Origin of the sequence: Loktanella fryxellensis, from assembly GCF_900110065.1 — a bacterium.
GTDB classification, from domain to species: Bacteria; Pseudomonadota; Alphaproteobacteria; order Rhodobacterales; family Rhodobacteraceae; genus Loktanella; species Loktanella fryxellensis.
This window is the reverse complement of record NZ_FOCI01000017.1, coordinates 1-17,589: the sequence shown is the minus strand read 5'-3', so window position 1 is coordinate 17,589 and position 17,589 is coordinate 1. Positions and strand designations below refer to the sequence as shown.

Below are 17,589 nucleotides of genomic sequence, written 5' to 3'. Positions count from 1 at the left end.
GCGGATTACAGCGGTACGCATCGGGGCAGGGTCTCCGTCTGGGCCAGCAGCGTCATCAGATGCAGGGTGGCGGGATAATAGGGTTGGTCGGTGGTGAAGGCGGGCACGAAGGACCCGGTCTGCTGCGGTGTCGCGGCACAGGCCGTCAGGCGGCGGATCGCCGCATAGCCCGCATCGGGGCTGAGTTCGAGGACGCGGCCCGTTAGCCGGTCCATCCGCGTAGGCGCACCGCCCCAAGCGACCTGGGCCGCCGCATCCGCGCGGGCCTGATTGGTGACGGCGGCATGATCGGCATCGCCGGACCAGATCAGGAACAAGGGCACCCGCAGGGCGTCGTAGCCGGTCGCGTCCGACAGGTCGGCGGCGGGGGCCGTGCCGTCGGCGCGCAGTTCGATCCAGTCGGGCATCAGGCCGGCGGACGCCAGATCGGACAGGATCGACAGCCCGTCGCTGGCACAGATCCGCAGCGCCGCCACGCCTGTGGCTGTTGCCACCTCGCGCAGCGCCAGCGGCATCAGATAGGCGGGGTTGAAGACGAGACCCGTCTCGCGCTGGAACCCGGCGGCGGCGGGGGTCAGCACCTGCCGCCCGCTGCCGTCCGGGTGGGCCACGATGCAGGTCGCGGCCAGCGCCCCGGCGATGGCGGTGGCGCGCGGGATCAGCTCCGGGCGGTTCAGCGTCACCGCCGCGCGCACCAGCGCCCAGGCATAGAACAGGTCGCCGTCGCTGGCGTTGTTCAGATCCGGCACCGGCGCCGCCGCATCGGGCAGCCAGCGCCACGCCAGCAGGGCATCCGGCCGGACGGCAAGATGGGCCATGGTCCACGCGTCGATGGCATCGAACGCAGCCGCATCCCCCAGCGTCGCGGCCAGCAGCAGGCCGTAACCCTGACTCTCCGAATGGCTTGCCCCCTGCTGCAGCGCATCGACGATGCGCCCCTCTGGCGTCATCACGGCCGCCTTCCACGCGGTCCATGCCGGTTGCAGCGGGTGCGGGGCTGCATCTTGCGCCAACGCGGCAGCCGGGCGCACCAGCAGGGTCGCCGCAAGGGCCGCGCGGATCATCTCACGACGGTTCATCGCATCCGCGCTCCTCTGGTTTTGACGATCAGGTAAAGGGCCAGCAGGACCGACGCCGCCATCAGGGTGGCTAGGATCCCGGTGAACAGCACGGGCGACCAAGAGGCATAGTTGCCGGCCACGACGCGGGCGTTGCGCGGACCAAGCGGTTCGCGCATCTGCGGCGGCACGGCGGCGGGGCGCCAGTTCTGCCAGGTGCCGCCGTCCGACAACAGCGCCGCCTGACCGGTCGGTCCGGCGGGGCTGACGCGCCCGTCTGCAAAGGCGGTGGCCAGCGTCGCGGGGTCCGCGGCGGGGCCCGTCACCAGCAGCATGTCCTGCGGGCGCGCAGGGTCCGGGATCACCAGCAGCGCGATGCCCGTGCGGTCGGCCAGCCAGTCGGTCAGTGCCGGATCGCCCGGCCACGCGAGTGTGCGCAACCAGTCCCAGGCCCGCGTCGCGGTCCCGCGCAGCCGCTGGGCGGTCGTGGCGGCGGGCGGTGCCACGTCACCGGTGTCGTCCTGTGCGGTCCGTCGCGGTGCAAGCGCGCGGTCGAGGGCGATCCGGTCGAGGCCGAGCGTCGTCAGCACCGCCGGATCGAGCCTGTCGTGCGATGTCACGGTCAGCGTGGCGGGGCCGGTCGCCGCGACGTCTAGCGGCGGCAGGCCTGCGGCCAGCGCCTGCTGCGCGGCAATCGCACGGGTGTCGCGGCCCGCATCGTCCGCCACGGGATCGCCGGTCATCACCCCTGCGGGGGTCAGCGCCTGCACGCCGCGCGCAAGACGGGGAAACTGCATCCGTGGCGAGGGCGGGATCGTCAGCGTGGTCTCGCCCATGATCTGCACGAAATCGCCGTCGATGCGCGGGCAGGGCATGTCGGCGGGATCGCCGGGGATGATCGCCTCGTAGCTGACGCTGTTCATGCCGGGCTGCAGCAGCCGCGCGGGAAAGCTCACGTCGAGCGGCGGCAGGTCGGTGTCACCCATCCCGTGCAGCGGCAACAGCCGGACCGTCGTCTCGTTGACCTTGACCAGCATCAGCGCGGTTTCCGGCAAACCCTCTGCATAGCGATAGAGAAGCGTCATCCGGGCCTTTTGCGACGACAGCAGCAGCCAGTCGTCGGGCAGGCGGAAGGTCACCGCGGCCCGTGCATAGCGGGCGCGCAGCGACAGGTCCGCATCGGACAGGTCCGACAGTCGCACGGCAGGGCCGGGGGTCACCAGCGGCGGGGCGGCGACCGGTTGCGGCGGCGGCAGGGCGCTGTCCAGCGCCTCTGGTGGCGTGTCGTCGGACAGGACCAGAACGATGGCGCCGTCCGGGGCGCGGACATAGGCGGGCAGCGGCAGGCCGGGCAGGACGTCGGCGGCGGCCAGCACCGTGATGCGGGCCAGATCGCCGGGTGCCGCGCCGGGGGCGGGGGTAGGGGCGGGAGCATAGGCACTGCGCTGCACCAGCGCGGCACTACGGTCCGCCCCGGTGCCGGTCAGGCGACCCGCGATCTCGGCGGCCAGCTCAGGCGGCACTGCTGAGGCAGATACCAGCGGCAATCCGCGCCCCGCCGCCAGCTGCGCGGCAGCCGCCAGACGGAAGCCATTAGCATCGGGCATCGGTGCGTCGGCGGCAATCGCGATCCCGCTGCGGGCAGGGGCGATGTCGGTCCAGATCGCAAAGCTCGCCTCTGGTCCGCAGAAGATCCGGTGGCTTTGGCGCACCTGCAACTGGATGCGGTTGGGTCCGGTGCGCAGCGCAGTGCCGGGCAGGGTGACAGTCTGGAAATCGCCCGGCGCGGTCAGTGGCCAATCCCCCAGCAAGACGCCGTCCAGCGTCGCGGTCAGGCGGCTGTCCTCCGGCAGGATGTTGATGCTGTTGCGATAGGTGATGGACAGGTTTTCGGGCACCGCACCGGGCGGCACGGTCACGGTCAGCGCGCCTGCCGCGTATTCCCCCGACAGCCGTTGCAGGCCGGGGCCGGCGTCGCTGGTGGCGGGATAGAGCAGCAGCGGCGCGGCGATCCCGGACGGGACGGCCGCGATGGCGGCATCGCCGACGGGATCGCCACGGCGATAGGCCGGCAGCGCCGCATTTCCGTCGGGCAGCACAGGCGCCGCAACAGGCGGCACGGCAACCTCCGGCGCAGCGGGGGCGGCGTCGAAGCCGTCGCCCAGCAGCGGGGTCAGGTCGATGATCCCGTCCTCGGCGGGCGGCGGGACCGTGCCCTGTGCCAGCGCGTGACCCGACAGCAGCGCGGGCGCGCACAGCGTGCCGAGCACGACACCGCGCAGGCGTGTGCGCCGCACCGTCATGCCGCCCCCATCTGCACGACCGCGCCGCGCACGCCGGTGGTTGCGTCGGCAGCAGACGCGCGATCTTCGGTCTCTTCCGGGGACTCACCGCCCGGATCCTCTGGATTTCCCCTGCTGCGATCCTCCGGATCGATCCCGAAGGCCAGCAGATGCGCGGGCTTGTCCCCAGGCCCGGCGTCCGGCCCGGTCCGGTCGGCCCGCAGCGATTTCCACATGTCGATCAGAAGCAACGGCGTGCCGCGCAGGAACAGGCCCATCACATAGGCAAGCCCGGCGATCAGCCCCTTGGGCGCGCGGGTGGTGTGGCGGATGCTGCGCCAGTGTTCGCTGTCGCCGAAGATCAGATAGGCCACGGTTTCGCGTGCGCGCATCGGGTTGTCGGCGTCGAACACCACGCCGATCAGCGTGCCTCGCGCGGTCTGCGTGACGGCACGCACCACGCCGGTGATCGGCGCCTCCAGATGGGGGCTTTCCTCTAGCGTGGGGCGCATCACGATGGGATGGCCGACCAGCGTCTGCGCCGTCAGCCCGCCCGGCAGGCCGTGGCCGGTGTCCAGCAGCATCCGCACGCCGCTGGTCGAGGTGTCGACGATCCGCACGCCCGCCTGCGCGGACTCGTCGTCCGGCAGCCAGAACCGACCCGGCACATCCATCTGCACCCGTGGCGACGCGCGGCGCTGCTGCTTTTCCGCCACCGACCGCCACGCGATGCTGACCAGCAGGAAGTTGAACACGGCCCAGCCACCCACGACGGCCAGCACCGAATGGTCGCCCGGATACGCCACCCAACGGACCCCAAGCGCGATGAGCCCCGCCAGCATCACGAAGAACAGGATCGTCAGCGGCCAGTGGATGGGAGAGATGTAGTCCTTGTCCAGCACCTCGTCCTTGGCGGTGACGTTGAACTTGGCGTCGCGGGGCCGGATGATCGTGCGCATCACCGCGCGCGCCAGATAGGGCGCCTGCGCGACCTCGTAGATCTCGGATATCAGCGGCCAGCGGAACCGCGCATAAAGCGCGTTCTGCACCAGATAGGACACAGCGAGATAGCCCAGCATGTAGGCCAGCACCTCGTCCAGGGTGGCCACGAAGATTTCGATCCCGAAGAACAGATAGACCAGCGGCACATAAAGGTAGAACAGCCGCATGATCGGAAAGAGCCAGAAGCTCATCGAATTGATGTAGCAGATCCGCTGCGGCAGCCCGAGCCCGCTGCGGAACAGCGGATTCTTGAGCAGCAGCATCTGCATCATGCCCGCAGCCCAGCGGCCCCGCTGCTGGATGAAGGACGCGAACGTTTCCGGCTGCAGGCCCGCGATCATCGCGCGGTCGATATACAGGCTCTTCCAGCCCGCCGCATGGATCTCCAGCGCGGTTTCCGCATCCTCGGTGATCGTCTCGCCGGCGAAACCGCCGACGCTGTCCAGCGCGCGGCGGCGCAGCACGGCGGCGGAGCCGCAAAAGAACGCGCCGCCCCAGCGGTCCAGCCCGCGGTGGATCAATGAGTAGAACATCTCGTTCTCTGGCGGTGCCGCCTCGCTGAGTTCGAGGTTTCGCTGGATCGGGTCCTTGTTGATGAAAAAATGCGGGGTCTGCACGAGGAACAGTTGTGGGTCGTCAACGAAGTGGTTGACCGTGCGGGCCAGAAAATCGCGGCTGGGGACGTGGTCGGCGTCGAACACCACGACCAGATCGCCGTTCAGCTTTTCCAGTGCCGCGCTCATGTTGCCGGCCTTGGCGTGTTCGTTGCGCGCGCGGGTGGAATAGGTGACGCCGAGTTCGGCGCACAGCGCCATCATGTCCGCACGGCGCTGTTTCGCACGGGCGGCAAGCCCCTCGTCGCTGGAGTTGCAGCGCTGGTCGGTGCCGCCGTCGTCGCACAGCACCACGGTGCGCTTGTCGGCGGGATAGATCATGTTCTTGGCGGCAGCCAGCGTGACGGACAACATCTCGACCGGTTCGTTGTAGGACGGCACGAGGATATCGACGGTGGGCAGGTCGGCGGGCGCCACGGTGGACGGAAACGGGCGGCGCGTCGGGTCCGCGCCGATGAATGCGTTCAGGAAGAACACCATGATCGAATAGGTTTCCACCACCAGCAGCATCACGGCCACGATGAACGAGATGGTAAGACCCGCGTCAGGCATCGTGTCGAGGATGCGCCACAGGTAGTAGCGCAGCACGATGATGCTGGCCGTGGCCAGCAGAAAGAAGCGGGCCACGAGCAGCCGCGCGTAGGGTTTCAGCGCCGCCACCGTGATGACGGCCACGATCGACAGGAATGCCTGCGCGCCGGGTGAGGTGGGAAAGCTGACCATGGCCGCGATGACGACCGCCAGACACAGCCACAGGACCGTGGTCACGACGATCCCCGGTGCCGTGCGCGTGCCGCGGGGCAGGGTGGTCACGTCTGGCCCGCCGGGTCCGGCCGCGTGCCGGTGCGACGGATCGCCCGCAGCGGCCAAGGGGCCAGCGACGCACACGGGTCGTGGTCGAACAGGATGGCGTCACGCGCGCCGGGGGTCTGCGATGCGATGGACCAATGCAGGCCGCCCGCTGGCTTGGCAGCCGGCGGTGCCGTGTCGGCAACGGCTGTGTATACAGCGGACCGCATCGGCAGGGGTCGCTGCGGCACAGGCATCCCGGCCCCGGTCATTCGCTGGGCGGCGCCGCGAGGGGCGAGATCATGCGCCCGTTGCCGCCCGCCGCCACTGCCGTGGGGATGCCGCCCGCCGGCGTCACGCCGATCTGGGCGTCGCGGATCGGCAGCAGCGCTTCTTCGACCGAGCCCATCGTGCAGTTGCGCAACATCACCTCGAGGATGCTGGCGTCGCCGGGCAGCAGTCCTTCGGCGCCCGCGATGCGGCGGAACGCCAGCACGCAGTTCGCCTGCGCGCCGCTGCGCCATTCAAGGTAGAAATACGTCCCGATGCTGTCCCGACCCCGCTTGAGGTTGTCGTCGGACACGGTGGTGAAGGGGGGCGGCACGTCGGGGGCACGCGACATGAAATCGCGCAGGTCGAAGTTGTCGCCGCTCAGCCGGTCGGGGCGGCGGGCGCGCAGCCACAGGAAATTGTCGCCTTCGATCGTGGTGGGGTTCGTCAGGCCGACGATCTGTTCCGCCTCGGGACCCAGATCGCGTTCGATCATCACCAGCGATCCACGCGGGCTGGCCCAGGTCTGATCCAGCGGTTTCGCCGCGAATTGCCGCGTTTCCTCCAGCCGTGCCACGCTGGGGCCACCGACGAAGGGCACGGCGGCGCAAGCGGCAAGGGTCAGTGCGAAGGGGATCATGGCGATGTGTCGTGCTGCACGTGCAGATCCGCCACGCGGCGGCAACCCACCGACGCGGTGCGGGGTCCCTTGCATCATCCTGTCTCCGTCAATGGTCCAGAGGTCTTGTTTCGCCCTGTTGACTTGGATGTGTAGAGACGCCTGTCCGCGCTGTCCAACAGATCTGTTAACGTTTCCGCGTCTGTTGGCCATGCGGCAACACCTGCGGAAAAGCGCAGGGGCATGGTGGACGGCAACAGCATGTCGCCCGCGATCTGGCTGTCGCGGCGCAGGCGGGCGATCCGGGCCTCCAGCGTGGCCGCATCCATGTCGGGCAGCAGGATCAGAAACTCCTCTCCGCCCATGCGGAACACGCGGTCGCTGTCGCGGAAGGCGCGCTGCAGGCAGGTGCCCAGCGCGATCAGCACGTCGTCGCCCCTCGCGTGGCCCTGCGTGTCGTTGATCGCCTTGAAATGGTCGATATCGACCATCACGGCAAAGATGCGCGCGGCACCCGCCGCCGTCATCGCTTCGAACTCCGTCGTCAGGGCGCGGCGGTTCAACAGACCGGTCAGCGGGTCGGTCCGCACCTCGTCTGCGATGCGCCGGTTCTGGATCAGGGCCGCGTCCAGCTTGGCATCCGTGGCATCCAGTGCGGCAGCCAGCGATGCCTGCAGCGCCTTGCGCTGCGTCACTTCGAAGAAGACGAAGGCAAAGCCCATGGTGCCGGCGGTGCCGATCCGGTGCGTGTCGCGGACCGGCGTCAGGCTCACCTCGAACAGGCCGTCCCCGATGCGGACCTCCGGCGGGGTGGACAACCGTTCGCCCGAGATGGCGAGCGTCATCAGGTCGGCCAGCGACGCCACGTTCCAGACCGTCGCATCGGCGGCCGCCGCCGCCGGCATCAGCGCCTGCGCCTGCGCGTTGGACGCCATGATGCGCCCGTCGTTGGCGACGACGACGATCGGGCTGGGCAGGCCGTCGAAGATCATGTCCTTGGCGATGGCCGAGATCTGGAAGAAGTTGCTGAGCGACATGATCGCAGCGTAGGCCAGCAGGACGAAGCTGAACAGGAACGGCGTCGGATCGAAACCGGCGATGTTGATCCCGAAGGCGACGTAGCCCACGTTCGCGAGGCTGGGCAGCGCCGTCATCGCGAAGAGCATCACGTACAGCAGCCGGCTGATGCCCGCAGCCCGCGCGATTCCGCGCCCCAGCAGCACGAAACTGCCCAGCAGAAAGCCGTAGAGCACCGCCGCGTTCGCATAGAACAGCGGGCCGTAGACATAGGCGATGGGGGCGCCGGGCGCGGGCGACGACGGCGCCGTGCCGGGGGCATAGAACAGCCCGGTCAGGGGCGACGACAGGGCGGCCAACGCGCCGCAGGCGGGCACACCGATCAGCAGCGCCCATTGCCAGCGCGCGATGCGGCCCGTCTCGCCCCGGCCATAGCGCCAGACGAACAGGAACCACGCGACGGGTAGCAGGCTGATCCACGGATAGGCCAGCATGCCCCACAGCACCTTGCACCCGGGGTCCGCGCTGAGCAGTTCCATCGCGACGGTGAACAGCCACGCCGTCAGCGCCCAGTTCGCGGTCAGAAAGAACCGCTTGCCCGAAAACGGCGGCTGACGCCGGATCAACAGGGTGATGATCGTGAACACCGGCAGCAGGGCGATGATGAAATAATCCTGCGGCCCCGTTCCGCGCAGCTGCACGCAGGCGGCCAGATCGAACGCGATCACCGGCCCGGCCCCTGCGGCACGATCAGGGGCCGCACGTTTTGGTGCCGCATGCGCAGCGGCCCCACGGACAGGGGCCGCGCCGCCGGCGGCGCGTCACCCGTCGCGGGACGCGGTGCGGCACCACGTGATGACGCGCGGGGGCACGGGGTGCCCGATGCCTCGCGGTCGCGGGCAGGGCCCGACGGCGCGCGGTCGCGCTGGGTGCCGGATGTCGCAGGACCCGACCGGAAGGCTGTCTGTGTGCGGGCGCAGCGGCCCCGTGTCATGCGTCCCTGTCGAGCAGGTCGCGCATCATCTGCCGGGTCTGGTCGCCATACTCGGGATGTTCCAGCGCGCTCGCCATCGTGGCTTCGACAAAACCGATCTTGGACCCGCAGTCATAGCGGCGCCCTTCGAAGCGGTAGGCATCGACGCCGGGTGCACCTACCAGACGGCTGATCGCATCGGTCAGCTGGATTTCACCGCCCGCGCCGGGGGTCTGGTCACGCAGCAGCTTCATGATCGACCCGTCGAGGATGTAGCGCCCGACGATCGCCTGATTGCTGGGTGCATCCTCCACCTTGGGCTTTTCCACCACACCGCGCAGGCGGCCCGACGACCCGACATGCGGCAGGTCCGCATCGACGATGCCATAGCTGCTGACCATGTCCGGGGCCACATCCTCGACCGCGACGACACTGCGCCCGGTCCGGTCGTAAAGGTCGATCATCTGCTTGAGCACCGGGGTCTGCGCGCGCATCAGGTCGTCCGCCAGCAGCACCGCAAAGGGTTCGTCGTCGTCGATTACCGGGGACGCACAGGCGACCGCATGGCCCAGACCCAGCGCCTCTGCCTGACGAAAGTAGATGCAGGCGATGTCCTTGGGCACGATGGAGTTGAGCGTGTCAGCCATCTCGTCCTTGCCCTTGGACCGCAGCAACATGTCGAGTTCGGGGTTCGCGTCGAAGTGGTCGGCGATGGATCGCTTGGTCCGCCCGATGACGAAGATCAGGTGGGTGATGCCGGCGGCGATCGCCTCTTCCACGGCGAACTGGATGATCGGCTTGTCGATGATCGTCAGCATTTCCTTGGGCTGCGCCTTGGTGGCGGGCAGGAAGCGGGTGCCCAGACCGGCGACCGGAAAGACGGCTTTCCTGACGGGACGTTGCATGGGGGCACCTCTGGCTGACTGAAAGACTGTTGGCAGCAATGCCGTCTGATGCGGGCATTTGAAAGGCGCGACGTGGTGGCTGGGCGACTTTTCGCAGGTGGTGTCGCTTTATTGACCCAAAGGCGGGCATGTGGCGTTGCGCGGGCCGGTCTGCCGCGCGCCCGGCGGTCATGCCCGCAGACCGGCCCTGCTATCCATGTCGTGCGGTTGCGAGGCGACTGCCGACGGCGTGCCCGATAGGACGGCGGCGCGCAAATGACCGGCGTGGGTCCTTAGGGCGCGCGGCCCGCCGACTGGCGGGATCGCATGCGCCTGTGCCGGAACCGATGGCCGTGACTGCGACAGCCAGCACGTCACCGACCGCCGCAAGACGATTGACGCCCGCGGCCACCCGGACCGCAGCCATGGCGGGCCTGACGCTGCCGCATGCGACGACACACACACCGTCCAAACACCTGAGGCTTGCGCCCGATCCAGTTCGCGCACGGGCATATGCAGTGCCTTGAACCGCCTGATCGACCGGGTTGGCGCGTCTGCTGACGGGCCGTTCATGCGTGATGGTGGCACGTGCGACAGCCGCAGCCGATCAGCCGTCCAGGTGCAGCAGCGCACCCCGCGTGCCGATGACGCGCCCGGCCAGCGCGGCACCCGCTGCCAGCGCCGCCGCCGGATCTGCACCACCGGCACGGGCCGCCATGTAGCCTGCGTTGAAGCTGTCGCCTGCCGCCGTCGTGTCCACGACACGGGCGACCGGCGGCGGCGTGACCGTCACGGTGGTGCCGTCGCACAGGGCCAGCATCGGGCCGTCGCCGTTCTTGACCACGACCTCGGTCACGTCTGCGGCGGCATAGCGCGCGGCGGTCGCGGCGGGGTCCGTGTCGCCGAACCACGCGGCCTCGTCGTCATACGACGGCAGCACCGTGTCGCTGACGGCGGCGGCCTGCATCACGGCGCGGCACATGGTGGCGGTGTCGTCCCACAGGCGGGGCCGCAGGTTCGGATCGAACACGACGCGACCGCCGCCGGCGCGCCACGCGCCCAGCCGGTCCAGCAGGCGGGCCCGGTCCGCATCCGCCAGGATCGCCAGCGTGATGCCCGACAGATAGGCCACGTCCGCCCCCGTCAGCGCCGCATCCAGCACGCCCGCGTCCTGCGCCAGCGTCCGCGCCGCACTTTGCCCGCGCCAATAGGCAAAGCTGCGTTCCGCCCCGGTCAGTTGGATTAGATAGAGGCCCACGGTCCGGTCCCCCCGGCGCTGGACGTGTGCCGTGTCGATACCCGCGCCCGCCAGAAACGCCAGCATCGCATCCGATACCGCGTCCTGCCCCACGGCGGTCAGATAACCGACGCGTGCGTCGGGCATCAGTTGCCGCAGATACCACGCGGTGTTCAGCGTATCGCCCGCATAGCCCATGCGGTAGCTGCCGGGGTCGGCCTGCGGGGCCATTTCCACCATGCACTCGCCGATGCACAGGTATCTCATGCGCCACCTTCCGTGAACCAACCGTGGTTTTCCGCCTTAATCTGGTCGATCAGCCCGCGGATGCGCGACAGGTGCTGGCGCAGCACGGCAGTCGCCGCTAGCGCATCGCGGGCGGCGATGGCGTCGAGGATCTCCACATGCTCGCCCAGCGCCAGCCGCTGCGACGCGGTGGACAGCGACAGCATGCGCACCCGGTCCATGTGGGCCTTGCTCTCGTGGATCAGGTCCCAGGCGAACCCGACGCCGGCGCGGTCGCAGATCTCGCGGTGGAAGCGGTCGTCGAGGGCGTGGAACCCGGCCCGATCGTCGCGCGCCACCGCATCGCGCTGGCCCGCGATCAGGTCGTGCAGCGCGTCCAGATCGGCGGCAGTCAGCGTGTCGCAGGCGATGGTGAAGGTCTCGGACTCCAGCGCCGTGCGGATGAACTTCGCCCGCATCACCGCCGCCTCGGAGATCAGGCTGACTGTGGTGGCCCGCTGCGGACGGATCGTCAGGAAGCCAAGCTTGGACAGCCGGTAGAACGCATCGCGCACCGGCTGGCGCGATACGCCCATGCGTTGGGCGACCTCGACTTCGGACATCTTGCTGCCGGGCGGCAGGTCCAAAGACAGGATGTGGCGCTGCAGCGCATCGAAGACCTGATCCGCCACGCTGGGGCGCCGCGCATCGTCAAGCTGCGGCAGCGCCGCCGCCTGCATTGCCTGCCGCCCGCCCGTCGCGTCCGCCGTCATCTGCCGCAGCATGTCCCGTCACTCCCCATCGCCTGATCCCCGTCATACCGCACCGGCGAAAACTGGCAAACTAAAAACTAGCATATTAGTTTTCAGTTTGCTACGACGGTCCGGCGATCCGGGAGAATCGCGTGGGGGAGGAGGGGACCGCATGACGCTGCTGGACGACGACCGTCTGCTGGGCACGGATCCGGGGCTGCGGGCCATCGCCCGCGACCTCTATGACGGCATCCGCGACCTGCCGATCATCAGCCCGCACGGTCATACCGACCCGCGCTGGTTCGCCGAGAATGCGACCTTCGCCGATCCGGCAGCACTTTTCGTCACCCCCGATCACTACGTCTTTCGGATGCTGCACAGTCAGGGTGTGCCGCTGGAGGCGCTGGGCGTGCCCCGTGCGGATGGTGGCGCCACCGAGGCCGATCCCCGCGCCGTTTGGCGGCTGTTCGCGCAGCATTTCCACCTGTTCCGTGGCACGCCGTCGCGGATGTGGCTGGATCATGCGTTCCAGACCGTGTTCGGCGTCACCGATCGCCTGACCCCCGCCAGCGCCGATGCGATCTATGACCAGATCGACGCACAGCTGCAGACCGACGCCTTTCGCCCCCGCGCGCTGTTCGACCGGTTCCGCATCGAGGCCCTGTCCACGACCGAGGCCGCGACCGACGACCTGCACTGGCACCGGATGATCAAGGGCAGCGGCTGGCCCGGCCGCGTCATCACCGCCTATCGCCCCGACGGGGTCATCGACCCCGAGATGCCGGGCTTTGCCGACAACGTCGCGCGTCTGGGCGCGCTGGCGGGCGAGGATGCGACGACATGGACCGGCTATCTCGCCGCGCACCGCAACCGGCGGGCTTACTTCAAGGACTTCGGCGCAACTTCCACCGACCACGGCCACCCCACGGCCCGGACGGAGGATCTGGCCCAGGATGTGGCCGCCCGCCTGTTCGCCGAGGCGCTGCAGGGGCGCTGTTCGGCGGAGGAGGCGGAGACGTTCCGCGGCCACATGCTGACCGAGATGGCGCGCATGAGCCTCGACGACGGCCTCGTGATGCAGATCCATCCCGGCGCGCTGCGCAACCACTCCGGTCCCGTGCTGGCGCAGTTCGGGCGCGACAAGGGCTACGACATCCCCACGCGCACCGATTACGTCCGCGCACTGCGCCCGCTGCTGGAGGCGGTCGGCCACCGGCATGATCTGACCGTGATCCTCTTCACGCTGGACGAGAGCGCCTATGCCCGCGAACTGGCCCCGCTGGCGGGCGTCTGGCCGTGCCTGCGCCTTGGCCCGCCGTGGTGGTTCCACGACAGCCCCGAGGGCATGTGGCGGTTCCGCCAGATGACGACGGAGACGGCGGGTTTCTACAACACCGTGGGGTTCAACGACGACACCCGCGCCTTCTGCTCGATCCCCGCGCGCCACGACGTGGCCCGCCGGGTCGACTGCGCCTTCCTCGCCACCCTCGTCGCCACCGGGCGTCTTGCGGCGGACGAGGCACCACAGGTCGCCCACGACCTGACCTACCGGCTTGCAAAGCAGGCTTACCGGCTGTGATCAGCCATTCATCTGAGGAGGAAAACCAGTGACCATCAAGACAACCCTGACCACGGCCCTGTTGGCCAGCACGCTGCTGGCCGGCGCCGCAAGTGCCTGCGAGATCACCCTGCGGTCGTCCGACACGCATCCCGACGGCTATCCCACCGTCGAGGGCGTCAAGGCGATGGCCGCCGAGGTGCTGGAACGCACCGATGGCCGCATCTGCATCGAGGTGTTCCCGTCGTCCCAGCTGGGCGAGGAAAAGGACACCATCGAGCAGACCCAGTTCGGCGTCATCGACATGGTGCGCGCCAGCTTCGGGTCGTTCAACGATATCGTGCCGGTGACCCAGCTGATGTCGCTGCCCTACCTGTTCACCTCGGTCGATCACAGCCACGCGGTGCTCGACGGCCCCATCGGCGAGGAGATCGCCGCCGATTTCGAGGTCGCCGATCTTGTGGCGCTGGCGTGGTACGACGGCGGCGCGCGCAGCTTCTACAATTCCGAACGGCCCATCACCTCGATCGAGGATCTGGCGGGGATGAAGTTCCGCGTCATGCAGAACGACGTGTTCGTGGACATGATGGACGCGCTGGGTGCCAACGCGACCCCGATGCCTTACGGCGAGGTCTATTCCAGCATCCAGACCGGCGTCATCGACGGGGCCGAGAACAACTTTCCCAGCTACGACAGCTCTGGCCATGCGGAGGTCGCCAAGTATTTCACGCTGGACGAACACCTGATCGTGCCGGAACTGGTCGCCATGTCGCGGTCGAGCTGGGACAACCTGAGCTCGGAGGATCAGACGGTCCTGCGCGAAGCGGCGCAGAACTCCTCCGTCCTGCAGCGCGAGCTGTGGGCGGCGCAGGAAGCCGCGTCGCTGGAAAAGGTGACGGCCGCCGGGTCCGAGGTCATCACCGACATCGACAAGACGCCCTTCATCGAGGCGATGGCCCCGGTCTATCAGAAATACGTCACGACACCCGAGGCACAGGATCTGGTCGCGCGCATCCGCGCGACCGAATGATCTGACTCAGGCCTGCGCCGCATCCGGCGCGGGCCACCCCCACCGTCACCGCCAGAAAGGGACGTTGCCATGTCCGGCAGTCTGACCGCCTTGTCGCGCCTGAACACGCAGTTGTGCCGTGCCGCCCTGTGGCTGGCAGCGTCCGGCCTGATCGCCATGACCGTCATCGTCGCGGCACAGGTCTGGTGGCGTTACGTGCTGAACGACAGCCTGCTGTTCGTCGAACCCACCGCGATCCTGTTGATGAGCTGGTTCATCTTCCTCGGCTCCGCCGTGGGCGTGCGCGAAGGGTTCCACATGGGGTTCGAGGTGCTGCTCTATGTCGTGCCCGCCGGTGTGGGGCATGCCCTGCGGGTGGTGTCCGACGCGGGCATCCTGATCTTCTCGTGCGGCATGGCGGTCTATGGCTGGCAGCTGATGGCGCGGACGTGGAACACCAGCGTACCGGTGATCGGCCTGCCGGGCGGGTTCACCTATATGCCGCTGTTCGCGGGCGGCATCCTGATGAGCCTGTTCATGCTGGAAAACCTGTGGCGGCGTCTGGCGGGGCAGGTCATCGACCACGCGCCGCGTGCTGACGACATCATCGCAAGCGAGGTCTGAGGATCATGGCCTACACCATCCTGTTCGGCGTCTTCACCTTCTTCATGCTGATCGGCACGCCGATCGCCTTCTGCCTCGGGATCGCCAGCTTCGCCACGGTGCTGTGGCTGGACCTGCCGCCCGTGGTGGTGTTCCAGCGGCTGTCGGCGGGCATCTCGGTCTTCACGCTGATGGCCATTCCATTCTTCATCTTCGCCGGTGACCTGATGGTGCGGGGCGGGATCGCCGCCCGCATCGTGGCCTTTGCCGGATCGCTGATCGGCCACGTCCGCGGCGGTCTGGGGCAGGTGAACATCGCGGCCTCGACGCTGTTCGGCGGCATCTCGGGATCCGCGGTGGCCGAGGCGGCGGCGGTCGGCGGCATCATGATCCCGCAGATGAAGGCGCGCGGCTATGGCGCGGACTACGCTGTCAACGTCACGTCGATGTCGGCGCTGATCGCGCTGCTGCTGCCGCCCAGCCACAACATGATCATCTATTCCATCGCGGGCGGCGGGCGGATTTCCATCGCCGACCTGTTCACAGCGGGCATCATCCCCGGCATCCTGCTCGCCCTGTCGCTGTCGCTGGTGGCCTATCTGGTGGCGGTCAAGCGCGGCTATCCGACCGAGGCGTTCCCGGGCTTTGCCCGCGCCGGCGGCTACTTCCTGAACGCCATTCCGGGTCTGCTCCTGATCGCCATCATCTTCGGCGGGGTGCGGTCCGGCATCTTCACCGCCACCGAAAGCTCCTGCATCGCGGTGATCTATGCGCTGCTGGTGACGTTGGCCATCTATCGTTCCATGAGCCTTGCGGATTTCTGGCACGCGACCGAGCAGGCGGTGCGGACCACTGCGATGGTGCTGCTGATCATCGGCATGGCAGGGGCGTTCGGCTGGCTGATGGCCTATCTGCACGTGGCACAGATCGCGCTGGACTGGATGCAGTCGGTGTCGAACAACCCGCTGGTGATCCTGCTGATGATCAACATCGTCCTGCTGGTGCTGGGCACCTTCATGGACATGTCGCCGCTGATCATCATCACAACGCCGATCTTCCTGCCTGTCGTCGCGTCCTTCGGCATCGACCCGGTGCATTTCGGTGTCATCATGATCCTGAACCTCGGCATCGGTCTGAACACGCCGCCCTTGGGTCCGGTGCAGTTCGTTGCCGCCGCCGTCGCCCGCATCTCGATCTGGGAGGCGATGCGCAGCGTCTGGCCGTTCTACGGCGCTGGGCTGTTCGTGCTGCTGCTGGTGACCTACATCCCGGCCCTGTCGCTGTGGCTGCCATCCCTGTTCCGTTGAAAGGTAACTCCATGACCCATCCCATCGTCACCACGGCCCCCGGCGTCACCCGTCAGGTGCTGGCCGAGACGCCCGCCATGATGACCGTCGCGTTCCGGTTCGACACCGGGGCGGTCGGTGCGCTGCACGATCATCCGCACGTGCAGGCGACCTATGTGGAAAGCGGCCGCTTCACCTTTCACATGGACGGGCAGGACCATGACTTGCGCACCGGCGACAGTCTCATCATTCCATCCGGCGTGCCGCACGGCTGCACCTGCACCGCTGCAGGCACGCTGATCGACACCTTCACGCCGCGGCGTGACGACTTCCTCTGACCCGAAGGACCCTCCCATGATCACCACCCAAGTGCGCCACGCCATCGATCCCGCCACGTCCCGGACCCTCGATACCGAAGGGCTGCGGTCCCACTTCCATGTGGGCGGCCTGTTCGCGCAAGGTGCGATCACGCTGGTCTACAGCCACTACGACCGCCTGATCCTCGGCTCTGCCGTGCCCGGTGCGGGGACGCTGACGCTGGATCACGTGCCCGAGACGGGGACGAAGACGTTCCTCGAACGTCGCGAGATGGCGGTGCTGAACGTGGGCGACGCGGGCACCGTCACCGTGGACGGCACCACGCACACCGTCGGGCGGGGCGAGGTCGTCTACATCGGCATGGGATCGGGGGCGGTGGACTTCGCCGGGGCCGGACGCTTCTATCTCCTGTCGGCCCCCGCGCACCGCACCTGTCCCACGCGCCTGATCACCCTGTCCGACGCCCGCCGGGTGGAAATGGGATCGGCAGAGACGGCGAACGAGCGCGTGATCCTGCAGTTCCTGCACCCTGAGGTGGCGGAGAGCTGTCAGCTGCTGATGGGCTATACCCAGTTCGCGCCCGGATCGGTCTGGAACACCATGCCGGCCCACACGCATGATCGGCGGATGGAGGCGTATCTCTACTTCGACATGCCCGCCGACCGGCGCGTGTTCCACATCATGGGCACCCCCGACCAGACGCGCCACATCGTCATGGCGAACGAGGAGGCGGTGATCTCTCCGCCGTGGTCGGTGCATGCGGGGGCGGGGACCGGGTCCTACACCTTCTGCTGGGCGATGGCGGGCGACAACACCGACTTCACCGACATGGACATGATCTCGATGGAGGCGCTGCGGTGAGTATGTTTTCACTGAACGGCAAGCGCGCGTTGGTGACGGGCGCCAACACGGGCATCGGTCAGGCCATCGCCGTGGGACTGGCACAGGCGGGGGCCAGCGTGGTCTGCGCCGGGCGCCGGGCCTGCGACGCGACGGTGGCGTTGATCGCGCAGGCGGGCGGCACTGCGTCGTCTGTGCTGGTGGACTTTGCCGATCCCATGGCGGGGCAGGGGCTGTTCGACGGCGCGCCCAT

General features: G+C 68.4%; 15 protein-coding genes. 7 read left to right on the top strand and 8 right to left on the bottom strand.

The features are described from left to right. Positions 1–5: 5 nt before the first annotated feature. The 8 genes from BMX16_RS12575 to BMX16_RS12530 all read right to left on the bottom strand — a co-directional run bounded on the left by BMX16_RS12575 (position 6) and on the right by BMX16_RS12530 (position 11,755). On the bottom strand, positions 6–1,079 hold the full coding sequence (locus BMX16_RS12575; RefSeq protein WP_089904115.1) for a family 8 glycosyl hydrolase: 1,074 nt from the start codon (positions 1,077–1,079) through the stop codon (positions 6–8). Next, positions 1,076–3,361, bottom strand: coding sequence for a cellulose biosynthesis cyclic di-GMP-binding regulatory protein BcsB (locus BMX16_RS12570; protein ID WP_089904112.1), 2,286 nt, complete (start codon positions 3,359–3,361; stop codon positions 1,076–1,078). The genes BMX16_RS12575 and BMX16_RS12570 overlap by 4 nt, the downstream gene beginning before the upstream one ends. Beyond that, the gene (bcsA, locus tag BMX16_RS12565; protein ID WP_245731527.1) at positions 3,358–5,769 is read right to left on the bottom strand and encodes a UDP-forming cellulose synthase catalytic subunit; all 2,412 of its coding nucleotides are present in this window, start codon (positions 5,767–5,769) and stop codon (positions 3,358–3,360) included. Before bcsA ends, BMX16_RS12570 begins: the two co-directional genes overlap by 4 nt. Before the next feature lie 244 nt (positions 5,770–6,013). Next, entirely contained in the window at positions 6,014–6,655 is a 642-nt protein-coding gene (locus tag BMX16_RS12555) for a hypothetical protein (protein ID WP_143058025.1), read from the bottom strand. 74 nt (positions 6,656–6,729) lie between these two features. After that, complete coding sequence (locus BMX16_RS12550) at positions 6,730–8,379, bottom strand: diguanylate cyclase domain-containing protein (RefSeq protein WP_089904103.1); 1,650 nt, start codon at positions 8,377–8,379, stop codon at positions 6,730–6,732. A gap of 262 nt (positions 8,380–8,641) precedes the next feature. Continuing rightward, positions 8,642–9,529: a UTP--glucose-1-phosphate uridylyltransferase GalU gene (gene galU, locus BMX16_RS12540; RefSeq protein WP_089904098.1), complete on the bottom strand. Its 888-nt coding sequence runs from the start codon at positions 9,527–9,529 to the stop codon at positions 8,642–8,644. Positions 9,530–10,115: 586 nt separating this feature from the next. Continuing rightward, complete coding sequence (locus BMX16_RS12535; RefSeq protein ID WP_089904095.1) at positions 10,116–11,012, bottom strand: sugar kinase; 897 nt, start codon at positions 11,010–11,012, stop codon at positions 10,116–10,118. After that, positions 11,009–11,755, bottom strand: a complete 747-nt coding sequence (locus BMX16_RS12530; protein WP_245731526.1) for a GntR family transcriptional regulator — start codon at positions 11,753–11,755, stop codon at positions 11,009–11,011. Before BMX16_RS12530 ends, BMX16_RS12535 begins: the two co-directional genes overlap by 4 nt. 139 nt (positions 11,756–11,894) lie before the next feature. On the opposite strand from BMX16_RS12530, the gene uxaC reads away from it, so the two are divergent. The 7 genes from uxaC to BMX16_RS12495 all read left to right on the top strand — a co-directional run. Next, a complete protein-coding gene (gene uxaC, locus BMX16_RS12525) occupies positions 11,895–13,301 on the top strand; it encodes a glucuronate isomerase (protein WP_089904092.1) in 1,407 nt (468 codons plus the stop codon). Positions 13,302–13,335: 34 nt separating this feature from the next. Then, positions 13,336–14,310, top strand: coding sequence for a TRAP transporter substrate-binding protein (locus BMX16_RS12520; protein WP_089904218.1), 975 nt, complete (start codon positions 13,336–13,338; stop codon positions 14,308–14,310). 69 nt (positions 14,311–14,379) lie between these two features. Further along, on the top strand, positions 14,380–14,913 hold the full coding sequence (locus BMX16_RS12515; protein ID WP_089904089.1) for a TRAP transporter small permease: 534 nt from the start codon (positions 14,380–14,382) through the stop codon (positions 14,911–14,913). A 5-nt stretch (positions 14,914–14,918) separates the two neighbouring features. Next, positions 14,919–16,199 (top strand): TRAP transporter large permease, encoded by a 1,281-nt coding sequence (locus BMX16_RS12510; protein ID WP_089904086.1) that lies wholly within the window; start codon positions 14,919–14,921, stop codon positions 16,197–16,199. A gap of 11 nt (positions 16,200–16,210) precedes the next feature. Continuing rightward, positions 16,211–16,516, top strand: a complete 306-nt coding sequence (locus tag BMX16_RS12505) for a cupin domain-containing protein (protein WP_089904083.1) — start codon at positions 16,211–16,213, stop codon at positions 16,514–16,516. 16 nt (positions 16,517–16,532) lie between these two features. After that, entirely contained in the window at positions 16,533–17,357 is an 825-nt protein-coding gene (kduI, locus tag BMX16_RS12500) for a 5-dehydro-4-deoxy-D-glucuronate isomerase (RefSeq protein ID WP_089904080.1), read from the top strand. Beyond that, positions 17,354–17,589, top strand: a 236-nt coding sequence (locus tag BMX16_RS12495) for an SDR family NAD(P)-dependent oxidoreductase (RefSeq protein WP_218139879.1), incomplete at its 3' end; no start/stop codon positions are given. The genes kduI and BMX16_RS12495, both read left to right, overlap by 4 nt.

Coding starts and splice junctions, on each gene's coding strand:
- BMX16_RS12575 (WP_089904115.1), bottom strand. CDS start 1,079: ATGAACCGTCGTGAGATGATCCGCGCGGCCCTTGCGGCGACCCTGCTG.
- BMX16_RS12570 (WP_089904112.1), bottom strand. CDS start 3,361: ATGACGGTGCGGCGCACACGCCTGCGCGGTGTCGTGCTCGGCACGCTG.
- BMX16_RS12555 (WP_143058025.1), bottom strand. CDS start 6,655: ATGATCCCCTTCGCACTGACCCTTGCCGCTTGCGCCGCCGTGCCCTTC.
- galU (WP_089904098.1), bottom strand. CDS start 9,529: ATGCAACGTCCCGTCAGGAAAGCCGTCTTTCCGGTCGCCGGTCTGGGC.
- BMX16_RS12535 (WP_089904095.1), bottom strand. CDS start 11,012: ATGAGATACCTGTGCATCGGCGAGTGCATGGTGGAAATGGCCCCGCAG.
- BMX16_RS12530 (WP_245731526.1), bottom strand. CDS start 11,755: ATGCTGCGGCAGATGACGGCGGACGCGACGGGCGGGCGGCAGGCAATG.
- uxaC (WP_089904092.1), top strand. CDS start 11,895: ATGACGCTGCTGGACGACGACCGTCTGCTGGGCACGGATCCGGGGCTG.
- BMX16_RS12515 (WP_089904089.1), top strand. CDS start 14,380: ATGTCCGGCAGTCTGACCGCCTTGTCGCGCCTGAACACGCAGTTGTGC.
- BMX16_RS12510 (WP_089904086.1), top strand. CDS start 14,919: ATGGCCTACACCATCCTGTTCGGCGTCTTCACCTTCTTCATGCTGATC.
- BMX16_RS12505 (WP_089904083.1), top strand. CDS start 16,211: ATGACCCATCCCATCGTCACCACGGCCCCCGGCGTCACCCGTCAGGTG.
- kduI (WP_089904080.1), top strand. CDS start 16,533: ATGATCACCACCCAAGTGCGCCACGCCATCGATCCCGCCACGTCCCGG.